Source organism: Actinopolyspora mzabensis (genome assembly GCF_900101095.1).
In the GTDB taxonomy this organism is placed as follows: Bacteria; Actinomycetota; Actinomycetes; order Mycobacteriales; family Pseudonocardiaceae; genus Actinopolyspora; species Actinopolyspora mzabensis.
The window spans coordinates 374,585-395,339 of sequence record NZ_FNFM01000003.1; the positions used below are offsets into that span (position 1 = coordinate 374,585).

The window sequence follows — 20,755 nt, forward strand, 5'->3', positions numbered from 1 at the left end:
GGTGATGACTCGGGGAAATGACGCGGCCGCGGGGATGAGCATCGGTGAGGTGGCCGAGCGGACCGGTTTGAGCGTGCATACGTTGCGGTTCTACGAGCGGCAGGAGTTGTTGTTGTCGGCTGTTCGTCGTTCTTCGGGGGGGTAATCGGGTCTACGGGCGGGAGGATGTGGAGTGGTTGCGCATCTGCACTCGGCTTCGTGCGTCGGGGATGCCGTTGGTGGAGCTGCGTGCTTTCGCCGCGTTGGTGCGTGAGGGGCCCGGTAACGAGGAGCAGCGGCTGGATCTGCTGCGTCGGCACCGGGAGCACGTGCGGGGGCAGCTTGCCGAGTTGGAGGAATGTCTGGAGTTGATCACGTGGAAGGTGGGGGTTTACGAGGGACACCTCAGTGAGGGGACGGCTCGCGGCGTTTGGGATCCGAGCGTGTCGGAGCGGGGTGCGTGACCGCTCCTCCCCTGCTGTGTGTCTCCGCCAGAACTCGTTGTTCGTCTCGGCCGTGCTCGGTGGTGGTTTTCCCGTGTGGTCCCTATCGTTTCGCCGCCCACCGTCGAGGATGTACCGACTGTCGGTGTGGCGGTGGGTGTTGTGATCAGTAGGCTTCGATGCGTGGACGGTATGAGGGCTGTGGTGACCGGTGCCGGTAGCGGGATCGGACGCGCGTTGGCGCGGGAGTTGGCCGGGCGGGGAACGGATCTCGTGCTCGCCGATGCGGATTCCGGTGCTTTGCGCGATGTTTCGGAGTCGCTGGGGGCGCGAGCGGTTCCCACCGACGTCGCCGTGCCGGAGGAGGTGGAGGCGCTCGCTCGGGTTGCCGAGGATGCTCGGCTGGTGTGCCTCAATGCCGGCGTCGTGGGCCGTGATCTCGGAGCGCCGTGGGAGGTGGCGCCCGAGGACTGGGACCGGGTGTTCGCGGTCAACGTGGGGGGTGTTGTCAACGGGTTGCGTGCGTTCGTGCCTCGGTTACTGGCCGCTAACCACCCCGCCCACGTTCTGATCACTGGCTCGTTGGCCGGTGCGGTGACCTTTCCCGGCGGGGGTGCCTACGGTCCTTCGAAACACGCTGTTCGCGCCGTCGCCGAACACGCTGCCATGGCGCTGGCCGGCACTCCGATCGGAGTGAGCATGGTCTGCCCCGCTCTCGTCGCGACCGGTATGTCAGGTGAAGGTGTCGATCCTTCTGATGTGGCTGCGCGGGCGCTGGACACGATCGAGGACGGGACGTTCGCTGTGGTCCCGGCCGAGTGGCAGGACGCCGTCGTCGCCGCCGCCACACGCCTCGCCACCGGCCAACAACCCGAGCCACCCCGTCCCGATATCCCATGATGACCACCCGATGGCCTTGGGGATCACCAGCGGAGGGGACCTTTTTGTTCGTCGGTCTCGCGGCTCAGCTGTCCAACGGCAGGTGGGAAACGTGACCGGGGGGCTCAGGTTGTTCTGCGATCGGTTTTCAGGGGCGCCAGCGGTGGTGGTAGCCGGGGCGGTCGTTGTAGGGCAGTCCGAGTAGTGCTCGGGTGAGGCAGCCGCGTTCGTCCTCGTGGGGGAACGAGGTGTTGAGGGCGTCGCAGGGGCCGTGGCCGGTGCCGCAGTGTCGGTGCTGGTCGAGGATGCGGGCTTTGAGTTCGCATTCGCGGAATCCGCGGGTGATGCGGGCGGTGGGGCAGGTGGTGGTGCCCGCTTCGCCGTCGCGTCGGGCGTCGGTGAGGCGTTCCAGGTCGTGCAGGATCTGCGTGCGCAGGAATTCCCGGAACCGGTCCACGATCGCCCTCCTCGTCTGGTCCTGGCTTCGGCCGTCCCGTTCGTGGTGCGGCCACGGGCCTCATTGTCGATCATGGACCGGGGCGGGTTCGGGTGTGGTGCGCTCGCTCGGGGCACGAATGCGCTGGGTATCGGCGTGTGTGGTTGCCGTGATCAGGGGGTGGCCGCATGCTGTGGTTGTTACGACCGTTGGTTTCGAGGGGGCGTCATGGCGACGTGTGAGGTTTGTGGCAATGACTACTGGATGACGTTCGAGGTGCGCACGGCGGGTGATCAGGTGCACGTGTTCGACTCGTTCGAGTGCGCGGCGCACCGGTTGGCCCCGCACTGTGAGCACTGTGGGTGCCGCGTGCTCGGGCACGGTGTGGAGGATTCGGGGCAGTTCTTCTGCTGCGCGCATTGTGCGCGGCAGGCGGGTGCGTCGATGGCCGACCAGTTGCGGGACGCGGTGGGGGCCCATCCGGGCTGAGCGGGCCTGACGGAGGTCGGCCCGGTCGGTTTCGGTGCTGATGTCCGGGTGAGCCCGGCGGGTCTCTCCCGGACATCGGTTCGGTGTGGCGGTTGCTTCGTGCCGGCTGCGGTTAGATGCCGGTGGTGCCGTCGAGGCGTTCCCGCAGCAGGTCGGCATGGCCGTTGTGGCGGGCGTACTCCTCGATCATGTGTATGTAGATCCAGCGAAGGTTGACGTTCTGGCCGCCGAGGTCGCCGGTGTCGGTCAACGAGTACTCGCGGCAGCTACGACGGGCGTGTTCAACCTCGGTGTGCCACGTCGTCAGGGCCTCGTGCAGGGTGGCGTGTTCGGCCAGTTCGAATCCGCCGTCGGTTCCGTCGGCTCGTGCCTGCCCGGTGTGGGTGGGCGCCAGTTCCTCGGCGGCCAGGATCCGGCGGAACCAGGTGCGTTCCACTTCGGTCATGTGCTGGACGAGACCGGTCAGGGTGAGTTCGGAAGGTGCGACGGCGGGGGTGGCCGCCTGGGTGTCGTCCAGTCCTTCGCATTTTCGGGCGAGGGTGGCGCGTTGGAAGTCGAGCCAGCCTTCGAGGGCGCTGCGTTCGTCGGCGTCGAGGGGCGGCGCGGGGCGTTCGATGTTACTCACCGGCTGATTATCGCACCTTGTGTGAGAGTTTCACTTTTCAGACTGGATCGGTGCGTTTGCTCCGGCGTTTGGTGTGACGATGTGTGAGTGAGTCGGCTACTGCTCGCGGGCGTGTGCCAGCGCGGTGTGGATGCTGTCGTGGCAGTTCAGGGCGGCGTGGAGGCCGGTGAGGTCGAGCAGTCGGGCCACGCAGCCCTGCCCGGGGACCACGTGCATGTCGATGCCGCGTTGGTCGGCGCGGCGTTGGGCTTTGAGGAGCAGTTCGGCCCCGGTGGTGTCGATGAACGAGACCATGCTCAGATCCACGATCAGTGTTCGCAGGGCCGCGGCGGTGAGACGTTGCCGGATGAGTTCGGTGACTCGGGGTGCCGCGGCGAGGTCGATGTCTCCGTTCATGCTCACCACCACCACCCTGGGGGCCGGGCGTTGCACCGACATGCGCAGTGCCGGGTCGAGCCGGTGTTGGCCCTGTGCGAGTTCTCCCTCGCCGGCTCGTCTGGTGGGCACGGTCGGCTGTGGCGGGCTCGCCGGGGCGGGGTCGGGCTGGTCGCCGTGGACCGATTGTGGGGTGGGTCGAGAAACGATCACGTTTCCTCCTGCGGCGTCCGCCGAGTGGCGAGGAGGGTGGCGGGCACGGCGCGCCGCGTGGTTACACCGTGTCGCGCTTTGACTACTTTTCGCCAGATGTGGTTCCCACCGTAGTGGCACCATCGGTGGTGCTACAACCGCTGTGCCGCTGGGTCGGCGGATACATGTGGGTCAGGCGTCGCGGTGTGGGGTGGCTGCGGCGAGCATGGGGATGATCCCGCCGGCCAGTACGGCCTCGACCTGTCGTGGGGACAGTCGGTGCTCGACCCGGTAGTCGGTGCCGCGGGTGGTGTTGTGCAGGGTCAGGGTGTGCTGCTCGGCCAGTTGCCGGTGCAGTCCGTCGAGGCGGAGCACGTCGCCGTGGTCGGTGTTGTCGTAGTCGGCCGGGTCGGTGAATTCCAGCGGCAGGATGCCGAAGTTGATCAGGTTCTGCCAGTGGATCCGGGCGAAGGATTTGGCCACCACCAGGCGTAGCCCCAGGTGGCGGGGTGTGATGGCGGCGTGTTCGCGGGAGGAGCCCTGGCCGTAGTTGTCGCCGCCGATCACCGCGTGCTGGTGGTGTTGGCGGGCCCGCTGGGGGTAGTCGGGGTCGAGTCGGGTGAAGGTGAACTCCGCCAGTGCCGGGATGTTGGACCGCAGTGGTAGTGCGTACGCACCGGCGGGTGAGATCTCGTCGGTGGAGACGTTGTCGCCGGTTTTGAGCAGCACGGTCGTTTCGAGGTGCTGCGGTGGCGGTGACAGGTCCGGGAGTGCGGAGATGTTGGGGCCTTTGACGGGCTGGGTGCGCAGCGCCTCGGTTTCTGCGGGTGGTGCCAGCAGCATGGCGGTGTTGACAGCGCTGTGTTCGGGTTCTTCGACGGTGTCGTCGGTGAGGCCCAGCCGCTCGGCCAGTTCCCGGGGGTCGGTGATGGTGCCGGTCAGCGCGGCGGCCGCGGCGGTTTCCGGTGAGCACAGCCACACCGAGTCCTCGGGGGTGCCGGAGCGGCCGGGGAAGTTGCGGGGAAACGTCCGTAGCGAGTTCTGCCCCACCGCTGGGGCTTGGCCCATGCCGATGCAGCCCATGCAGCCGGACTGGTGGATGCGTGCTCCCGCCCTGATCAGGTCGGCGACGGCGCCGGAGCGTGCCAGGTCCTGCAGGATCTCTCGGGATGTGGGGTTGATGTCGACGCTGACCGCGTCGTTGGTGGAGCGGCCGCGCAGCATGCGGGCGACGACGGCGAAGTCGCGCAGCCCGGGGTTGGCCGAGGACCCGACCACGGTTTGGCTGACCTCACGGCCCGCGACGGCGCTGACCGGGACGACGTTGTCGGGTGCGGAGGGTTGGGCGATCAGTGGCTGCAGGCCGGTCAGGTCGATCTCGTCGGTGAGGTCGTAGGCGGCGTCGGGGTCGGCGGCCAGCTCGGTGAAGTCGTGTTCGCGCCCTTCGGCGCGCAGGAACCGCCGCACGGCCTCGTCGGCGGGGAAGACGGTGGTGGTGGCGCCGAGTTCGGCGCCCATGTTGGCGATGACGTGGCGGTCCATGGCCGACAGGTCGGCCAGGCCCGGGCCGTGGTATTCGATGATGCGGTCCACCCCACCTTTGACGGTGTGGCGGCGCAGCATTTCCAGGATGACGTCCTTGGCCGAGACCCAGGGGGGAAGTTGTCCGGTCAGACGCACGCCCCAGATTTCGGGCATGCGGATGCGCAGGGGTTCGCCGGCGATGGCCAGGGCGACCTCGAGCCCGCCCACCCCGATGGCGAGCATGCCCAGCGAGCCGGCGGCGCAGGTGTGCGAGTCGGAGCCGACCATGGATTTGCCCGGCACGCCGAAACGCTGCATGTGGGTGGGGTGGGACACGCCGTTGCCGGGTTTGGAGTACCACAGTCCGTAGCGCTGCGCGGCGGTGCGGAGGAATTCGTGGTCCTCGGCGTTTTTCTCGTCGGTCTGCAGCAGGTTGTGGTCGACGTACTGCACGCTGACCTCGGTGCGGGCGCGCCGCAGCCCCAGCGATTCCAGTTCCTGCATGACCAGTGTGCCGGTGGCGTCCTGGGTCAGGGTCTGGTCGATGGACAGCGCCACCTCGTGGCCGGGGCTCATGTGGCCGTCGACGAGGTGTGCGGCGATGAGTTTGTGCGCCAGGGTGTGTGCGGGCACGGCGGGTGTCCCCTTTCGTGATCGCGTGCTCACCGGGTGCCGGTGCCCTTGGTGGGGCTCGGCCCGGGTGGGCCGTGTTCGGGTTACCCGACGCGGGTGAGGTTGAAACGATCAGCCGGGCAGCACGCTCGCGGCGCTGTCCGGGGGTGGGAAGACGGTGCAGTGGTTGGTGGCTCCTGCGGCCGGTGGGGCGGTCACCGGCCCGCAAGCGGCGGAGGATCAGGCGTGATGCCTTGGCGGTCCTCGTGCTGGCCGAACGAGTCGCCCGCTCGGCGGGAACCGAGACCCCGAAACCATGAGGTCACGTGGCGTTTCGGTGGTGGATCCCTTCCGTCCGGCGAGCTAGAGCTCGCCCGGCAGCGGGAGGATCGCCACCGCGCGGCTGGTCAGGCTGCCCAGGTAGAGCGTGTCCCGGTGTCGGCGCACGCCGGTGACCATCCCGAAACCGTCCACCGGCGCGGCGAGTTCGTGCACCACCCGCCCGTGGGTGTCCACGGCCAGCAGCCACAGCGTTTCGGCTGGTTGCGGCTGCAGTGGTTGCGGGAGCGCGGTGGCCAGGCGCAGCAGCACCGGGGCGTGGGTGTGGGCGGTGTCGAGCAGGCGGCTGCGTGCCGCGGCCTGGGTTATCCAGATCAGCCCGTCGGTGCCGGTGGAGATGTTGTCGGGGAAACCGGCCATCGCCGACAGCAGCGTGTCGCTGCTGCCCGCGTGGGGCCCGGTCAGTGTCACGCGACGTAGCCGGTAGGCGCCGGTTTCGGCGACCACCACGCTGGACTCGTCGGGGGTCAGCGCCACCCCGTTGGCGAACTGCAGCCCGTCGAGCAGCACCTCGGCGGGCCCGCCCGGCGGCAGGCGCCACAACCGGCCGGTGCCCGAGTGTTCCATGAGGTCGTGCCGCCACCGCGATAATGGGAACCGGCGGGAGGAGTCGCTGAAGTACACGGTGCCGTCGGTGGCCACCGCGGCGTTGTTGCACAGCGCCGGCCGCCCCGGCCCGCCGGGGGCGAGCAGGGTGTGGACGTGTCCGTGCCGCGGGTCGATGCGTAGCAGGCCGCGTTCGGCGTCGCAGACCAGCAGCGCCCCGTCGGGCAGCGTTTCGATGCCCAGCGGGCGGCCGCCGGTGTGGGCCAGCACCCGCAGCTGCCGCCCGTCCTGGTCCAGTGCGAGCAGGCGGCCGTCGTCGACGCCGGTGATGATGCGGCCGTGTTCGTCGAGCACGACGTCTTCGGGGCCGAGGCCGTTGACCGGCAGCAGGCGGGGCGCGGCGAGTCCCCGTGGCTGGGTGCGACGGGCTCGGGGTGGGTGCCACCCGCGGGGGCGGATCCCGGTGGGCATGGTCGGCTCCCGGTGTGTGGGCGGTGTCCGTGCGGGGACAACGAGGCCGCTGCCGTTGGGTGACGCGGCGATGTCGACGAGGATCGGGGTGGGTTCCGGGGAGATTACGTGTCCCGTTCGGCGGGAGTGATGTCGAGGATCTGGTCGCGGGTGGTCTCGAGCCGGGCGGCTGCCGAGGCGGTGTTGACGGCCACGGCCAGGTGCCCGGCCGAGTCGGCCAGCACCAGGCAGTCGCCTTCGGCGACGTCGCCGAAGGTGCGGCCGAACCGGGCGGTGAACCGGCCGGTGGGGGTGGTGATCAGCAGCGGCTCGCCGTGGTGCCAGGGGGCCTGCGCCGCGGGCAGCGCCAGCTGCAGGTTGCCGAAGTGGTCGATGGTGATCACCTGTGCCCGCACGTTCCGGCCGTGGCGGCTGGAGTGGGCTGTGGGGGCGGGCACGAGTTGGGCGGGCGTCAGCGCGGGGCCCGCCGCCCGGATGTCGGCGCCCAGCGCGGCGGCCGCGGCCACGGGGGCGAAGATGTCGCGGCCGTGGAAAGTGGCCGAGACCTCGGGAAGCCACCAGTCCGGTTCGGCCAGTTCCACGGCGGTGGTGATCCCGCCGAGCCGCTCCGCCGGGGCGAGCAGCACCCCGTTGTCCGGCCCGACGAGCAGACTGCCGGAGCTGGTTTCCAGCGCGATGCCGCGCCGAGTGGTTCCCACACCGGGGTCGATGACGACCAGGTGCACCGCGGTGGGTAGGTAGGGCACGGTCTGAGTCAGCACCGCTGAGGCGGCGGTGATCGCCTGCGGGGGAATGTGGTGGCTGATGTCGAGAACAGACACCCCCGGGGCGTGCCGGGCCAGCACTCCTCGGCAGGCGGCGACGAACCCGTCGGCGGTGCCGTAGTCGGTGGTAAACGAGATCCACGGGTGGCGCGGCTGATCGCTCATGGTTCCATCGTGGCACCGTCGCCGCCTGCTGGGGCAGTGACCGGGGTGGGCTCTCGGCGCGGCTCGGCGCGGCGGTCCTCGTCGGCGTGCTGCTGCGCCCCGCCCAGCCGCACGGTGAGCGTGTCCTGCTCGTCGAGGTCGACGTGCACGGTCCGCCCTTCCGGTGCGGGGTGCTCGGTCAGCAGGGCGGCGATGCGGTTGTGCAGTTGCCGTTCGATGACCCGCCGCAGTTGCCGCGCCCCGAACTCGCGGTGTTCACCGCGGTGCACGAGCCAGCGCACCGCCCGTTCGGTGATCTCCAGCCGCATCCCCCGGGTGTGCACCCGCTGCCGGGTGTGCTCCAGCAGCGACCGCGCGATGTCGACCAGCGCGTCGGTGGCCAGCGGTTCGAACGGCACGATCTCGTCGATGCGGTTGACGAACTCCGGCCGCAGCCGCGCGCTGAGCGCGGCCACGGGGTCGAACGGGGGCTGGTCGGGCTCGGCGGCGCGCAGTGCCTGCTCGGCTCCGATGTTGGAGGTCATGATGACCACGGTGTTGCTGAAGTCCACGGTGGTGCCGTTGGAGTCGGTGAGTCTGCCCGCGTCGAGTACCTGCAGCAGTGTGTTGAGGATGTCGGGGTGGGCTTTTTCGATCTCGTCGAGCAGCAGCACGCTGTAGGGGTGGGTGCGGATGCTGTTGGTGAGCTGGCCGGGTTCGTCGTGGCCGAGATAGCCGGGCGGGGCTCCGATCAGGCGTGCCACGCTGTGCTTCTCCTGGAATTCGCCCATGTCGAACCGCACCGTGCGGTCGCTGTCGGAGAACAGCGCGGCCGCCAGCGCCCGCGCCAGCTCCGTTTTGCCCACCCCGGTGGGGCCGGTGAACACGAAGCTGCACAACGGGCGGTCCGGGTCGGACAGGCCGGTGCGGGCGCGGCGGATGGCGTCGGCGACGGTGCGGGTGGCCTGTGGTTGGCCGATGACGCGTTCGGACAGTCGGGCGTCGAGTTCGCGGAGTTTGACGCGTTCGGTGGTGCCCAGTTCGGTCAACGGTAGGCCGGTGCGGTCGGCGACGACCTCGGTGACGGTGTCGGTTCCCAGCAGCGGCCGGGCGGTGCCGGTGGGTTCGCGGTCGTGCCGCAGCCGCAGTCGTGCGCAGGCCTGGTCGAGCACGTCGACGGCCTTGTCGGGCAGGAAGCGTTCGGGGATGTGGCGCTCGGCCAGCTCGGCGGCGTGCCGCAGCGCCTCTTCGTCGATGCGGACGCGGTGGTGCTGCTGGTAGCGCTGCCGCATTCCCCGCAGGATCGCGGTGGTCTCGGCCACCGTGGGTTCGGGCACCCTCACGGGGTGGAACCGTCGTTCCAGGGCCGGGTCCTTTTCGATGTGCCTGCGGTATTCCTCGGTGGTGGTGGCGCCGATCAGGGGAAGTTCACCGCGTGCCAGGGCGGGTTTGACCACGGTGGCCGCGTCCAGCGCGCCGTCGCCGGCTCCGGTCCCGATCAGCACGTGGATCTCGTCGACGAACACGATCAGGTCCTGGCGGTGTTCGGTGACTTCGCGGAGCAGTTCCCGCAGCCGCCGCTCGAAGTCCCCCCGGTGTTGCGCTCCGGCGACGATGCCGGTGACGTCGAGGGAGACCAGTCGACGGCCCGCCAGCAGCGGCGGCGCGGTGTTGGTGCTGATGCGGTGGGCAAGTCCTTCCACGATGGCGGTTTTGCCCACCCCGGCCTCCCCCAGCAGCACGGGGCTGTTCTTGCCGCGCCGGGCCAGCACCTCCACGATCTGGTCGATCTGGTGGTCACGTCCGGTCACCGGGTCGATGTCGCCCGCGGCGGCGCGGGCGGTCAGGTCCACACCGAACTCGTCCAGCCACGGCGTGGCGGGCTGCGTGGTGTCGTGGTGGTGCTGCTCGGTGTGCTCGGCAGGGTTGCCGCGGTGCTGCTCGCCCTGTTCGATCGCCCGTGCCAGTGCCCGGCCCGCCGCGGAGTCGGCGTCGGTGGCCACCCCCAGCAGCAGGTGCCGTGTGCCGAGCTGGGCGGCGTCCTCGTGCCGTGCCTGCCGGTAAGAGCCCAGCAGGGCGTGCCGTGCGGCGCTGGTCAGCCAGGGACGCGGGTCGGTCGAACCGCCGGTGGCCTCGTGCGCCCCGGCCAGGGTGCGCAGGCTGCGGGCAAGCCGGTCCACCGCCACCCCGGTTTCGCGCAGCATCGAGGCGGTGGGCCCGATCTGGGTCAGTGCCCACAGCAGGTGGGTGTCGTCGAGGGCGGTGTGGCCCCAGTCGCGGGCGGCGTGCACGGCTGTGGCCAGCACCGTGCGGGCCTGCTCGTCGAGCACACCGGCCTGCCCGGGGTGGGCGGTGTCGCTGGTCGTGTCGTCCCCCCGGGCACGCAGCAGTTCGTCGAGCAGCGACTCGACACCCGGTGACGGTTCGAAGGCCCGGCCGCTACTCACGTCACACTCCCGATCGGCATGGCTGGTCGTGGTGTGGCCCCACGTTGATCACGCTGTCCATCCTGGCCAATACCGTCGAGACGGTGTGCGGGTGGTGCCTATCCCGGCACACCGTGGCCCAGCAGCCGGTGCAGCTCGTCATCGGTGACCGGCCGGAAGTCTCGGTACCACTGCCCCACCGCGGTGAACGTCCTCGGGCTGCTGGGACACACCAGCAGGTCGACCTCGCCGGACAGCGCCGCCACTGCCTCGGGAGCGCCGACCGGCACGGCCAGCACGACACGGGCCGGGTCGGCTTGGCGGACTCGCCGGATCGCGGCGCGGGCGGTGGCGCCGGTGGCCAGCCCGTCGTCGACGATGATCACGTCGCGGCCGGTCAGTTCCACCGGCGCCTCGTACTGGTAGGCCCGCTCCTGCCTGCGGGCCTCGGCACGTTGCTGTTCGCACTGGGCGTCGAGCTGTTCGGCGTCGAGCTCGAAGGCCCGCAGCAGCCGTTGGTCGTAGGTGGGCGGGCCCTGCGCGGCCACCGCGCCCAGCGCCAGTTCCGGCTGGCCGGGGGCGCCGATCTTGCGGGCCACGCAGGCCTGCACCGGGGCGTGCAGCGCCGCGGCCACTTCCGCGGCGACCGGCACCCCGCCGCGGGCCAGCCCCAGCACCACCGGATCGGCGAGCCGGTGGTGGGCCAGTTGACCGGCCAGGGCACGACCGGCGTGGGCGCGGTCGGTGTAGACCGTGTCGCTGTCGAAGGCATCGTGGTTGCCCATGCTCGGCCTCCTTCGGGCCGCGGGTGGGGATACGGCGCCGTGGACGCCCCGGCTCCCTTGCTGCCAGGATGCCCACCTCGGCGGGCGGGAGAAACCCGACCGCCTCCGCTCTCGCCCCGATGTGAGGGGTGCAGAGCGTGTTCGAGTCGATCGGTGCCGCCTTCGACGGCGTGGCGCCGGGGGCGTTCCGAAAAGGATCGGCTCGCGGGCGATCGTCCGCGGCGTGCTTCCGGGTTCGGGTTACCCGGCCAAACCGGATGTGTCCCCCGAGTCCCCGTATCGACGCACTTCGAACACCACAGCACGGAGTTATGGGTCTGGTGGCTCCGTCGTTCGTGATCGCTGTGGCCGTAGCCGTTGGCCCTGTTTTGGAGGTGTCGAAGCGACGCGTCTAATCGCGGGGAGCACCTCCCCGGCGTGCCAGGTCGGCGTTTTGGGCAATGCTCGAAACCCCGCTTGAAAATTCTGTCCCGCACCGGGGAAACCGGGGAGAGACCCGCCGTGGACGAGACTCTCCCCCTTGTTTCTGCCACCAACGGCGCGAAGCGTTCACCGAGCACCTCTCCCGGTGCTTCCCGCTTCGTTTCGGAGACGTCCGGAGCGATTCCCCCACATGCGCGCGGCGAACACACCACCAGCGGACGCTGCCCAAAGTCACTAGTCGCGGAAAGCCCCGACACGCAGGGTGCGCAACCGGTTGAGCGCGGCGGCGAGTTCGAAACGGCGGGGCACGGCGAAGTCGCCGACATAGCGGTCGTCGACGGCGTGGATGCCGCGTTTGGCGACTTCGGCGTCGTAGGCGTCGAGTACCTCGTGCACGGTGCGGCTGCCGTCGAGCATGCCGGAGCGGGCACAGGTGACCAGGGCCAGGCCGATACCGGTGACCTGGCTGGGATCGACCAGCTGTTCCACGGCCCGCAGTTCCACGGTGGACTGGCCCAGTGTCAACGCGTCGGTGCCGCGGGAACGGACCTTCGGCCGGTCGGTCTCCACCGACTTGGGGTCGGGCACCCGGGCGCGGGTGTCGGGGAACGTCTCTGCTTCCCGGTGCCGCCCGGTGGGGGTGGTGGCCAGGGAGCGGGCCCGTTCGGTGACCTCGTAGCAGCGGTAGGAGTCCAGCATCAGCACCCGGTCGGCGACGTCCATGTAGTCGCCGGATCCGCCCATGACCATCACGGTGGACACGCCGTGGCGCTGGTGCAGCGGGCGGATGAGGTCCAGAAACGGGGTCAGCGGCTCGGAGTCCTTGGCCACCAGTTCCTGCATCCGCGCGTCGCGGATCATCAGGTTGGTCGCGGCGGTGTCCTCGTCCAGCAGCAGCGCCTTCGAACCCGCCTCGACGGCCTCGACGATCGACGCGGCCTGCGAGGTCGAGCCCGAGGCGTTGTCGGTGGAGAAGTCGCTGGTGTCGGAGCCGGTGGGCAGGTGGCTGACGAAGGGGCTGACGTCGACGCGGTGCACGCGCCTGCCGTCCTCGGCGCGGACCTTGACGGTGTCGGGGGTGCACACCACCAGTTCCCTGCCGTCGCCGGGAACATGATCGTAGATGCCGTGCTCCAGCGCGCGCAGCAGGGTGGACTTGCCGTGGAAACCACCGCCGACGATCAGGCTGATGCCTTCGGGGATGCCCATGCCGGACACGCGTCCCCGGTTGGGCAGGTCGAACTCCACCCGCAGCGATTCCGGAGATGAGAAGGGAACCGCCTGCTGCAGCGGGCGGTCGTCGATGCCGCTGCGGCGAGGGAGCACCGCGCCGTCGGCGACGAAGGCCACCAGGTTGTGCGGGGCCAGCTGGTGCCGCAGCGCGTCGGTGTCCTCGATGGAGTCGACGAACTCGCGCACCCGGGACTGGTCGGCGGTGTGCCACCGCAGCGCGGCCTCGACGGTGTCGGGCAGATCACGGCACAGCGCCTGCTCGGCCTGCTTGCCGTCGATGCTGCGTCCCCGTCCGGGCATGTCGATGCCCAGCCGCAGGATCACGGTGCCGTCGACGATCTGGCAGGCACTGCGGTCGAGGACCTGTTGCCTGCCCGCGTCGACGCTGAGTTTGCTGTCTTTGAGGCGGCGGTGCACCGCGCGGACCAGCACCCCGGCGAGCCCGCGGGCTCGTGCCGGGCTGGACCACAGGTCGGGGGGAAACCCGGCGTGTTCGGGGCTGACGCGTACTTCGCAGCGGCTGGCCGGGGCGTAGGGGTCGGGCTGGACCCGCTGTATCTGCAGGGTGAACCCGTCGAAGGACCAGGTTCCGGTCAGCGACTTGTAGCGCCCGTAGCTGGCGCCGTGCATCGATCTGAGTTGATCGCGCAGCCCCTGGGCGGTTCGGTTGCTCGGTTCGGCCGGTTGGCCACGCCCACTCGGGCCACGATTGTTACTCGCTCGTTGTGTCATCTCCTGATGGGTACCCCGAGCCGACGGTGAATATCCAATCGGGTCCGCCCCGGCGCGTGTGACGGGGTGTGACCTGCCGCTTTCGGTAGTCTCCCAACCGGGTCACGGCAACACGTTGCGTGATTGAACGTCGGGTCGCCACCACCCGAATCACCGAGGAGGATCACCGTCGTGAGCGATGTCAGCTCCGCAGCCAACCGATCACGTCGACACCCCGGAACGAAACCGCGCCGCGGCGCCCGCCTGGCCAGTGTGCTCGCTGTCACCGTGGTGGGACTGGCCACACCGGCCGCGGCGAGCACCCACACCCCCGGTTCCCCCGCCCGCGGCGCCACGGTTGCCGGCATGGACGTCAGCGGGCACCAGGGCACGGTGAACTGGACCGCCGCCTGGAACCAGGGCGCCCGGTTCAGCTACGTCAAAGCCACCGAAGGCACCGGATTCCGCAGCACGAGCTTCTCCTCCCAGTACGAGGGGGCGCGGCGCGTGGGAATGCTGCGCGGGGCCTACCACTTCGGCCGCCCGGACCTGTCCGACGCGGCCGCACAGGCCCGGTTCTTCGTCGCCAACGGCGGCGGGTGGTCCCCCGACGGGCACACGCTGCCGGGAGCGCTGGACATCGAGTACAACCCGTACGGGCCCGACGACTGCTACGGACTCTCCCCCACCGCCATGTCCGACTGGATCGCCGAATTCAGCGACACCTACCGCGCGTTGGCCGGGCGTTTCCCCGCCATCTACACCACCCGCCACTGGTGGAACACCTGCACCGCGGGCAACCCGGACTTCGCGGGCAACAATCCACTGTGGGTGGCGCGGTACGGCCCACGGCTGGGGGAACTTCCCGCGGGCTGGGACAGCCACGCGATCTGGCAGCACGACAACCAGGGAACATTTCCCGGCGACCAGAACATGTTCAACGGCGACATGGCCGCGCTGAAACGGTTCGCCACCGCCGCCCCGTGACACCCGCGTCCCCGTGACCTTCGCGGCCCGGCACCCCCGCCCGGGTGGGCACCGGTCACCAGCCGGTGCCCACCCGGAGTGGCCGGTGCTAGCCCAGCATCTGCTCGGAAACCGCCCGGTCGGCGGCGATGGCCTCGAACAGCCGCGAGGCACGCTGCGAGTCCCACTGCACCACCGACTGGCCGTTGAGCCTGCCGAACCCGGCGATGGGCACCGTGCCGGACAGTCCCTCACCGGAGGAAATGTCGCCCATCGCCCCGGCCAGCCCCGCCAGATGCCACACGTGATCACCGTTGTCGAGTAGGAACGTGTCCCCGGTGGCCGAGATCAACGGAAACATCCGGAACGGGTTGAGCAACGTCGCCGGGCTGGTGGTCTTGTCGATCAACGCTCCCAGCAGCTTGCGCTGGTTGCGCACCCGCTGCAGATCCCCCTCGGCGTAGGCGCGGCTGCGCACGAAACCCAACGCCTGCGACCCGTCGAGCTGCTGACACCCGGCGGTGAGGTTCACACCCGCCTTGGGGTCGTTCAGCGGCTGGTCCAGACACATCTCGACCCCACCGACCGACTCGACCAGATTGGCGAATCCCCCCAGACCGATCTCGGCGTAGTGATCCATGTGCACCCCGGTGATCGTTTCCACCGTGCGCACCAGCAGCTGCGGCCCACCGAACGAGAACGCCGCGTTGAGCTTGTTACGCCCGTGCCCGGCGATGGGCACCGAGGAATCCCGCGGCAGACTGACCAACACCGGCTTGCCCCCACCGGCGGGAATGTGCATCAGCATCATGGTGTCGGTGCGCCTGCCCCCGGCATCGCCCGCCGAAAGCTCTGCACGCCGCGACTCGTCGAGACCCTCACGGCTGTCGGAACCCACCAACAACCAGTTCGTTCCGGGCGTGTCCTCGACCCGCCCCGGATAGTCGGCCAACGCGTCGCTACGTTGCAGCGAACTGTCGACATAAACCACCAGCCCCACCAGCAGCAGCACCACCAGCAGCAGTGCGAGCCCGAGCCCGCGGCCCCACCGTCGCTTCTTCCTGCGCTTCGGGGTCGAAGCCGCATCGGAATGCCCGCGGGGCGACTGCCGCTGCCCCCGCGAGCCACCTGCGCGGTAGTAGTCGTATCCGCCCCGCTGCTGCCCAGCGGACGCCGAGCCCCGCCCGTTCGGCTGCTTCGCCGACCAATCGCTCATGCCCGGTAATCTATCCGCGCCCCCCACCCTCACCGAAACGGGCCATCACCCGAGAGACACCCCGGAATCACCCGACAAGCCACAGCCCCACCAGCCACCACGCAACGCGCCCGGTTCGACACCGAACGCCAACACCGGCCACGTCGGCTGTCCCACCCCGACGCCGACAGGCATCATCAAGTCATGAACGCCGACGACCAACCACACCACCCCAGGGAGAACACCGTCCTCGACGGCGTGCCCCGCGGTCTGCTCATCGACGGAACATGGCAGTCCGCCACCGCACAACGCACCTTCGACGTCGAAGACCCCTCCACCACCACGCCCCTGTGCGCCGTGCCCGACGCCACCGCCGACGACGCGCTCCAAGCGCTCGACGCCGCCGACCGGGCCCAGCCCTCCTGGGCGGCCCACCCGCCCCGCCAACGCGGCGAGATCCTGCGGCGCGCCTTCGAGACGATCACCAGCAGACACGAGGACCTGTCCCTGCTGATGACGCTGGAAATGGGCAAACCCCTGGCCGAATCCCGCGCGGAAGTCACCTACGCCGCCGAATTCTTCCGCTGGTTCGCCGAGGAAGCCGTACGCATCGACGGCGACTACGCCGTCTCACCAAACGGCAGCGGGCGGATGCTGATCACCCGCCAACCAGTAGGACCATCACTGATGGTCACTCCCTGGAACTTCCCCATGGCCATGGGCACCAGAAAAATCGGGCCCGCCGTGGCCGCGGGCTGCACCATGGTGATCAAACCCGCCCACCAGACACCGCTGACCATGCTGGCACTGGGCGAGATCCTCACCGAAGCCGGACTTCCCCCCGGCGTGCTCAACATCATCACCGCCCGACACGCCGACGAGGTGATGCGCCCGCTGATCACCGACCCCCGCGCCCGCAAACTCACCTTCACCGGCTCCACCCCGGTGGGACGCACCCTGATCGAACAATCCGCCCGGCAGGTACTGAAAACCTCCATGGAACTCGGCGGCAACGCCCCGTTCCTGGTCTTCGACGACGCCGACGTCGACGCCGCCGTCGACGGGGCCATGCTGGCCAAAATGCGCAACATCGGTGAAGCCTGCACCGCTGCCAACCGCTTCTACCTACACCGCGACATCGCCGAGGAATTCACCGACAAACTCACCCGGCGCATGCGGGCACTGCGCCTGGGACGCGGCGCAGGCGACAACGTCGAAGTCGGCCCGCTGATCGACGCCGCCCAACTCGACAAAGTCACCGAACTCGTCGACGACGCCGTGCAGCAGGGCGCGCGCGTACTCACCGGCGGCAAAGCCGAATCCGGACCCGGCTACTACTACCCACCCACAGTCCTGACCGATGTTCCCCCCAACGCCCGCCTGACCAGCGAAGAAGTATTCGGCCCCGTAGCGCCGATCAGCACCTTCACCGAGGAGGACGAAGCCATCACCGCGGCCAACAACACCGAATTCGGCCTGGTCAGCTACGCCTACACCCGAGACATGCCGCGCGCGCTGCGCATCAGCGAAGCCCTGCAGACCGGCATGGTCGGACTCAACCAGGGCGTGGTCTCCAACGCCGCCGCCCCCTTCGGGGGAGTCAAACAATCCGGCATCGGCCGTGAAGGCGGCAAAATCGGCATCGACGAATACCTGGAAACCAAATACATCGCCGTCGGCGGACTGTGACACCGACACATTCCGGCCCCGCGGGTGGCACCGTCCGTCACCGGGCACGGGCCGCCCCACGGGGCCGGGGTAACTACTGCTCGAGCGAAGCCGTCAACCGCTGCAACGCATCGTTCATGTGCGCCTCCAACCGCGACAGCAACAACCGCTCGTCCCCGGCCTCGATCGCATCCACCAGCCCCTTGTGCTCATCGACCAACGCCTGCGTATCCGCCGGATACGTGTCAACCAACGCGGCCAGACACATCCGCTTCTCCACCAACAACGTCTGCGCCATCCGCTGCAGCCGAGGGCTACGAGAAGCCGCCACGAGCGTCTCGTGAAACTCCTGATCGGCCTCAGTGAGCCCGTCACGGTCGTCCTTGGCCACGGCAGCGACCATCTTGGCGTGCGCCCCGGTCAGCTCCGCCACCGCGTCCACCCGGTGATGCCGCACGATCTGCTCGCACGCGCTGCGCTCGACCGCCAACCGCGCGACATACACATCGTGGACGTCCTCAGGCTCCATCGTGGTCACGAACAGACCCCGGTGGGGTTCACTGTGCAGCAGTCCTTCCTGAACGAGGCGCTGCATCGCCTCCCGCAGCGGCCCACGGCTGACACCCAGCTGCGTAGCCAGATCGGCCTCACCCAACTGGCTCCCCGGCACCAACGAGCCATACATGATCGCCGAACGCAACTGATCGGCGACGATCGCCGCCGTGGACTTACGCTGAACCGGTTCCAACTCCCCGGCCTGGCTCTGTTCGTCGACTCCCAACATCTCGCACCCTCTCGTCATTCGAGGTCCCCACCCCTGAGCGCGGGGGCGGGGCGGCTGCGGCACGCCGACGACGCGCTCCCGGAAACAAGCCCGACCGGCCACACGGCCGGAACCGAAAACACCGACCGAACAAGACCCGTGAACACGCTTGACACACCACATCCGCGTCCGAAACAGCGGCAGCAACGACAGCCGAACGCGAAAACACACCACGCCCGTGTCGCCACTCCGCACAGGTCTCGGCACGATCGGCGTCTCGGTGACGGACGATCCTCGCTCGTCACGAGCAGCGGAGGCACGCGTGCCGCCAACAGCGCATTCGCGCTCGCGGTACGCGCCACCGAAAACTCCCTTCACGTGTGCGCACCCCAACGAGCACGCACAACGGCGCCCGACCATCACAACTCAAGACGCCGATTGTTGACAATGCTACCCCCTTGGTCACCGAGACCCTAACCACGAAGCGCACCCACCCCCGAGGAAAACACCTACCGTGAGCAGATTTCTCACATTCAGTCACGAAATGCTCCACAACCGGGCGCACCGGCCCGAGCACAACCGAGTGCCACAAACCACAACCCCACCCCCACCAACCACCACGCACCAGCAACAGCCGGGCACCACCGAAACCACAAACCGAACAGAAAACCACGGGAAAACACACGAATTCGCTCCCCGCGCAACACCGACCGGTGCCCCACCCACCCCCGTGACACGGTGTGCCGGTGACGGACGAACGGATCGAGATCTCGGTACAGGCCACACCGGACCAGCCGGCACTCCGCCCGGGACACATGCGCGGCGCACCGAGCGCGATACGCCAACCCGAAAACGAATTGCTCGACCACACGGCAAACGACCATCGTGTCGGGACATGGACCGCGATGCCGACATGATCCTCTCGCGCGCGGCTCGTGCACGACCCCGCCCCGCGGTCGCTCTGGGCGCGCTCGGCATCGCCACGTCCGGGATTTTCATCGACCTGTCCGGTACCTCACCGGGCACTGCCACGTTCTTCCGGTGCGCGCTCGCGTTGCCGTTGCTGTGGCCGCTGGCCCGCGGTGAACATCGCCGGACGGGTGGGCTGTCGTGGCGGAACCGCGCCGCCGCGGCAGCGGCAGGAGCGTTCTTCGCCGCGGACGCGATGTTGTGGACGCAGGCAATCCTCGAGGTCGGCGCCGGGGTGACCGCGGTGGTGGTGAACGCGCAGGTGATCATCGTTCCGCTGTTGAGCTCACTCATCGACCGCGAACGGCTGGGCCGCTCCTTCCCGGTTCTCGTGGGCTGCATGGCCACGGGCATCGTGCTCACTGGCGGCGTCCTCGGCACCGGAGTATCCGGCGACGCTCCGGCACGAGGAACGGTCCACGCCGTCCTCGCCGCGTTGTGCTACTCGGGTTTCCTGTTCCTGCTGCGCCGCGGCGGGCGCACCGAAGGAGTGCTCCGGTCCTACTGTGGCGTGCTCATCTCGGCAGCCGCCGTCTCGCTCATTGGTGGAGTGCTGTGGCGGGGCGTCACCGTTACGCCCGGCTGGGAGGCGTTGGGGTGGCTGGCTCTGACCGCGGTGTGCGGCCAGGTCGGCGGCTGGTCGTTGGTCGCCCTGGCGACCTCCCGGTTGAGCAGCACGGTCAGCTCGGCTCTGCTCATGCTGACCCCGGTCGGTGCTCTCGTCCTGGCCGCTGTCGTCCTCGGCGAGCGGCCGACGCCCGCGCAGCTGCTCGGCTGCGCCCTGATACTCGCCAGTGCCTACGCCGCCTCCGCGTCCGGCTCGTTCCACCACCGCTTCACGAACACCGGCGGGAAGCCGTGTGACAGCGACTCCTGGACTGACCGGGTTGAGTAGCCGAACCGAGACAACCTCCTCTGAGGAGCGGCCGCACGAGGGTGGCCTCGCCGCCGTTCGGCCACGAGAGTCCGGTCCCGCGCCGACATCGCCGACGCGGGACGGACAGCCGCACCACTGTCGGGCTCCGGCAGTGGCGAACGAGATCATTCGAACGTGATGTCGGACTGGTCGTAGAGGCAGTTCTCCCCCGGCCCGCTGCCGACCTCTTCGGGCTCCCCGGAGTCCTCGGTGCCCTCGTACCAGGAGCAGACGCCCATCTCGGAGTCACCGACGATCGTGATGTCGGAGAACTCGGCGGTGTCACCGTAGTTGATATTGACACCGGCCAGCGTGTCGCCGGGAGCGGTGGCGGTCACATTGTCGATGATCACGTGGCGATCGACCTGATCACTGCAGTTGCCGCAGGAACGGTACAACTTGCCGAAGTCCTCAACCTGGAAATCGCTGATCGTCATGGTTCCCGCGCCGTTGGCCTGAAACACCTTGTCCTCGGCGTACTGGGCGCCGCCGCCCTGCACGGTCATCGTGGCCGAGGCGTCGTCGGCGTCGAACGTCGCGGCGTCCTCGCCGACGTCCTCCCACCACACGTTGCGCAGGGTGCAGGAACCCTCGCAGTGGATCCCGTCGGCGGCCGGGGCTCCGATGATGACGTTTTGCAGCGTGGCCCCGTCGGCGAGCTCGAAGATCGGGGGCTGCCCCTCGTCCTGGCCACCACCGCCGAGGTCTCCCTCGCCGTAGTACCGGGTCAGACCACCGTCCAGTGTGCCCTCGACAGTGATCGTGGCATCAACAGCCTGTTCGCCCTGCGCATCCGGCACGGGCACTTCGGCGTGACCGTACGGAACCGCCACCACCATTCCCACCACTGTCAACGCGGCCAACGTCGCCAGGTACACACTT

At 69.1% G+C, this 20,755-nt stretch carries 17 protein-coding genes and 1 pseudogene; 6 read left to right on the forward strand and 12 right to left on the reverse strand.

The window, feature by feature from the left end:
- Positions 1-4: 4 nt before the first annotated feature.
- Positions 5-443 (forward strand): annotated as a pseudogene (locus tag BLR41_RS06805) (MerR family transcriptional regulator).
- A gap of 183 nt (positions 444-626) precedes the next feature.
- Positions 627-1,322, forward strand: a complete 696-nt coding sequence (locus BLR41_RS06810) for an SDR family oxidoreductase (protein WP_245693941.1) — start codon at positions 627-629, stop codon at positions 1,320-1,322.
- A 127-nt stretch (positions 1,323-1,449) separates the two neighbouring features.
- Here the strand turns inward: BLR41_RS06810 and BLR41_RS06815 are convergent, their stop codons facing one another.
- Positions 1,450-1,758, reverse strand: coding sequence for a DUF6221 family protein (locus BLR41_RS06815; RefSeq protein ID WP_092627112.1), 309 nt, complete (start codon positions 1,756-1,758; stop codon positions 1,450-1,452).
- Between the two features lie 207 nt (positions 1,759-1,965).
- Here BLR41_RS06815 and BLR41_RS06820 point away from each other — a divergent pair, with 207 nt between their 5' ends.
- Entirely contained in the window at positions 1,966-2,226 is a 261-nt protein-coding gene (locus BLR41_RS06820) for a Prokaryotic metallothionein (protein WP_092627113.1), read from the forward strand.
- A 112-nt stretch (positions 2,227-2,338) separates the two neighbouring features.
- On the opposite strand, the gene BLR41_RS06825 is transcribed toward BLR41_RS06820, so the two are convergent.
- The 8 genes from BLR41_RS06825 to BLR41_RS06860 all read right to left on the reverse strand — a co-directional run bounded on the left by BLR41_RS06825 (position 2,339) and on the right by BLR41_RS06860 (position 13,417).
- Positions 2,339-2,851: a DinB family protein gene (locus BLR41_RS06825; protein ID WP_092627114.1), complete on the reverse strand. Its 513-nt coding sequence runs from the start codon at positions 2,849-2,851 to the stop codon at positions 2,339-2,341.
- A 96-nt stretch (positions 2,852-2,947) separates the two neighbouring features.
- Positions 2,948-3,439, reverse strand: coding sequence for an STAS domain-containing protein (locus BLR41_RS06830; protein ID WP_245693942.1), 492 nt, complete (start codon positions 3,437-3,439; stop codon positions 2,948-2,950).
- 171 nt (positions 3,440-3,610) lie between these two features.
- Positions 3,611-5,575, reverse strand: a complete 1,965-nt coding sequence (locus tag BLR41_RS06835; protein ID WP_092627115.1) for an aconitate hydratase — start codon at positions 5,573-5,575, stop codon at positions 3,611-3,613.
- 342 nt (positions 5,576-5,917) lie between these two features.
- Complete coding sequence (locus BLR41_RS06840; RefSeq protein WP_092627116.1) at positions 5,918-6,910, reverse strand: SMP-30/gluconolactonase/LRE family protein; 993 nt, start codon at positions 6,908-6,910, stop codon at positions 5,918-5,920.
- Positions 6,911-7,014: 104 nt separating this feature from the next.
- The gene (locus BLR41_RS06845) at positions 7,015-7,839 is read right to left on the reverse strand and encodes an SAM hydrolase/SAM-dependent halogenase family protein (protein ID WP_092627117.1); all 825 of its coding nucleotides are present in this window, start codon (positions 7,837-7,839) and stop codon (positions 7,015-7,017) included.
- Complete coding sequence (locus tag BLR41_RS06850; RefSeq protein ID WP_092627118.1) at positions 7,836-10,265, reverse strand: ATP-dependent Clp protease ATP-binding subunit; 2,430 nt, start codon at positions 10,263-10,265, stop codon at positions 7,836-7,838. The genes BLR41_RS06845 and BLR41_RS06850 overlap by 4 nt, the downstream gene beginning before the upstream one ends.
- A 98-nt stretch (positions 10,266-10,363) precedes the next feature.
- A complete protein-coding gene (locus tag BLR41_RS06855) occupies positions 10,364-11,029 on the reverse strand; it encodes a phosphoribosyltransferase (RefSeq protein WP_092627119.1) in 666 nt (221 codons plus the stop codon).
- 657 nt (positions 11,030-11,686) lie between these two features.
- Positions 11,687-13,417 (reverse strand): ABC-ATPase domain-containing protein, encoded by a 1,731-nt coding sequence (locus BLR41_RS06860; RefSeq protein WP_092627120.1) that lies wholly within the window; start codon positions 13,415-13,417, stop codon positions 11,687-11,689.
- Positions 13,418-13,588: 171 nt separating this feature from the next.
- On the opposite strand from BLR41_RS06860, the gene BLR41_RS06865 reads away from it, so the two are divergent.
- On the forward strand, positions 13,589-14,383 hold the full coding sequence (locus BLR41_RS06865; RefSeq protein ID WP_218119974.1) for a lysozyme: 795 nt from the start codon (positions 13,589-13,591) through the stop codon (positions 14,381-14,383).
- An 88-nt stretch (positions 14,384-14,471) separates the two neighbouring features.
- Here BLR41_RS06865 and BLR41_RS06870 read toward each other — a convergent pair whose 3' ends face one another.
- Positions 14,472-15,578 (reverse strand): LCP family protein, encoded by a 1,107-nt coding sequence (locus BLR41_RS06870; RefSeq protein ID WP_092627121.1) that lies wholly within the window; start codon positions 15,576-15,578, stop codon positions 14,472-14,474.
- 183 nt (positions 15,579-15,761) lie between these two features.
- Here BLR41_RS06870 and BLR41_RS06875 point away from each other — a divergent pair, with 183 nt between their 5' ends.
- On the forward strand, positions 15,762-17,246 hold the full coding sequence (locus tag BLR41_RS06875) for an NAD-dependent succinate-semialdehyde dehydrogenase (RefSeq protein WP_092627122.1): 1,485 nt from the start codon (positions 15,762-15,764) through the stop codon (positions 17,244-17,246).
- Positions 17,247-17,319: 73 nt separating this feature from the next.
- On the opposite strand, the gene BLR41_RS06880 is transcribed toward BLR41_RS06875, so the two are convergent.
- Positions 17,320-18,009, reverse strand: coding sequence for a GntR family transcriptional regulator (locus BLR41_RS06880; protein ID WP_092627123.1), 690 nt, complete (start codon positions 18,007-18,009; stop codon positions 17,320-17,322).
- 874 nt (positions 18,010-18,883) lie between these two features.
- Here BLR41_RS06880 and BLR41_RS06885 point away from each other — a divergent pair.
- Positions 18,884-19,852, forward strand: coding sequence for a DMT family transporter (locus BLR41_RS06885; RefSeq protein ID WP_245693943.1), 969 nt, complete (start codon positions 18,884-18,886; stop codon positions 19,850-19,852).
- Between the two features lie 146 nt (positions 19,853-19,998).
- On the opposite strand, the gene BLR41_RS06890 is transcribed toward BLR41_RS06885, so the two are convergent.
- The gene (locus BLR41_RS06890; protein WP_176797865.1) at positions 19,999-20,712 is read right to left on the reverse strand and encodes a pectate lyase; all 714 of its coding nucleotides are present in this window, start codon (positions 20,710-20,712) and stop codon (positions 19,999-20,001) included.
- Positions 20,713-20,755 lie beyond the last annotated feature (43 nt).

Coding starts and splice junctions, on each gene's coding strand:
- BLR41_RS06820 (WP_092627113.1), top strand. CDS start 1,966: ATGGCGACGTGTGAGGTTTGTGGCAATGACTACTGGATGACGTTCGAG.
- BLR41_RS06840 (WP_092627116.1), bottom strand. CDS start 6,910: ATGCCCACCGGGATCCGCCCCCGCGGGTGGCACCCACCCCGAGCCCGT.
- BLR41_RS06845 (WP_092627117.1), bottom strand. CDS start 7,839: ATGAGCGATCAGCCGCGCCACCCGTGGATCTCGTTTACCACCGACTAC.
- BLR41_RS06855 (WP_092627119.1), bottom strand. CDS start 11,029: ATGGGCAACCACGATGCCTTCGACAGCGACACGGTCTACACCGACCGC.
- BLR41_RS06860 (WP_092627120.1), bottom strand. CDS start 13,417: ATGACACAACGAGCGAGTAACAATCGTGGCCCGAGTGGGCGTGGCCAA.
- BLR41_RS06870 (WP_092627121.1), bottom strand. CDS start 15,578: ATGAGCGATTGGTCGGCGAAGCAGCCGAACGGGCGGGGCTCGGCGTCC.
- BLR41_RS06875 (WP_092627122.1), top strand. CDS start 15,762: ATGAACGCCGACGACCAACCACACCACCCCAGGGAGAACACCGTCCTC.
- BLR41_RS06880 (WP_092627123.1), bottom strand. CDS start 18,009: ATGTTGGGAGTCGACGAACAGAGCCAGGCCGGGGAGTTGGAACCGGTT.
- BLR41_RS06885 (WP_245693943.1), top strand. CDS start 18,884: ATGGACCGCGATGCCGACATGATCCTCTCGCGCGCGGCTCGTGCACGA.
- BLR41_RS06890 (WP_176797865.1), bottom strand. CDS start 20,712: ATGGTGGTGGCGGTTCCGTACGGTCACGCCGAAGTGCCCGTGCCGGAT.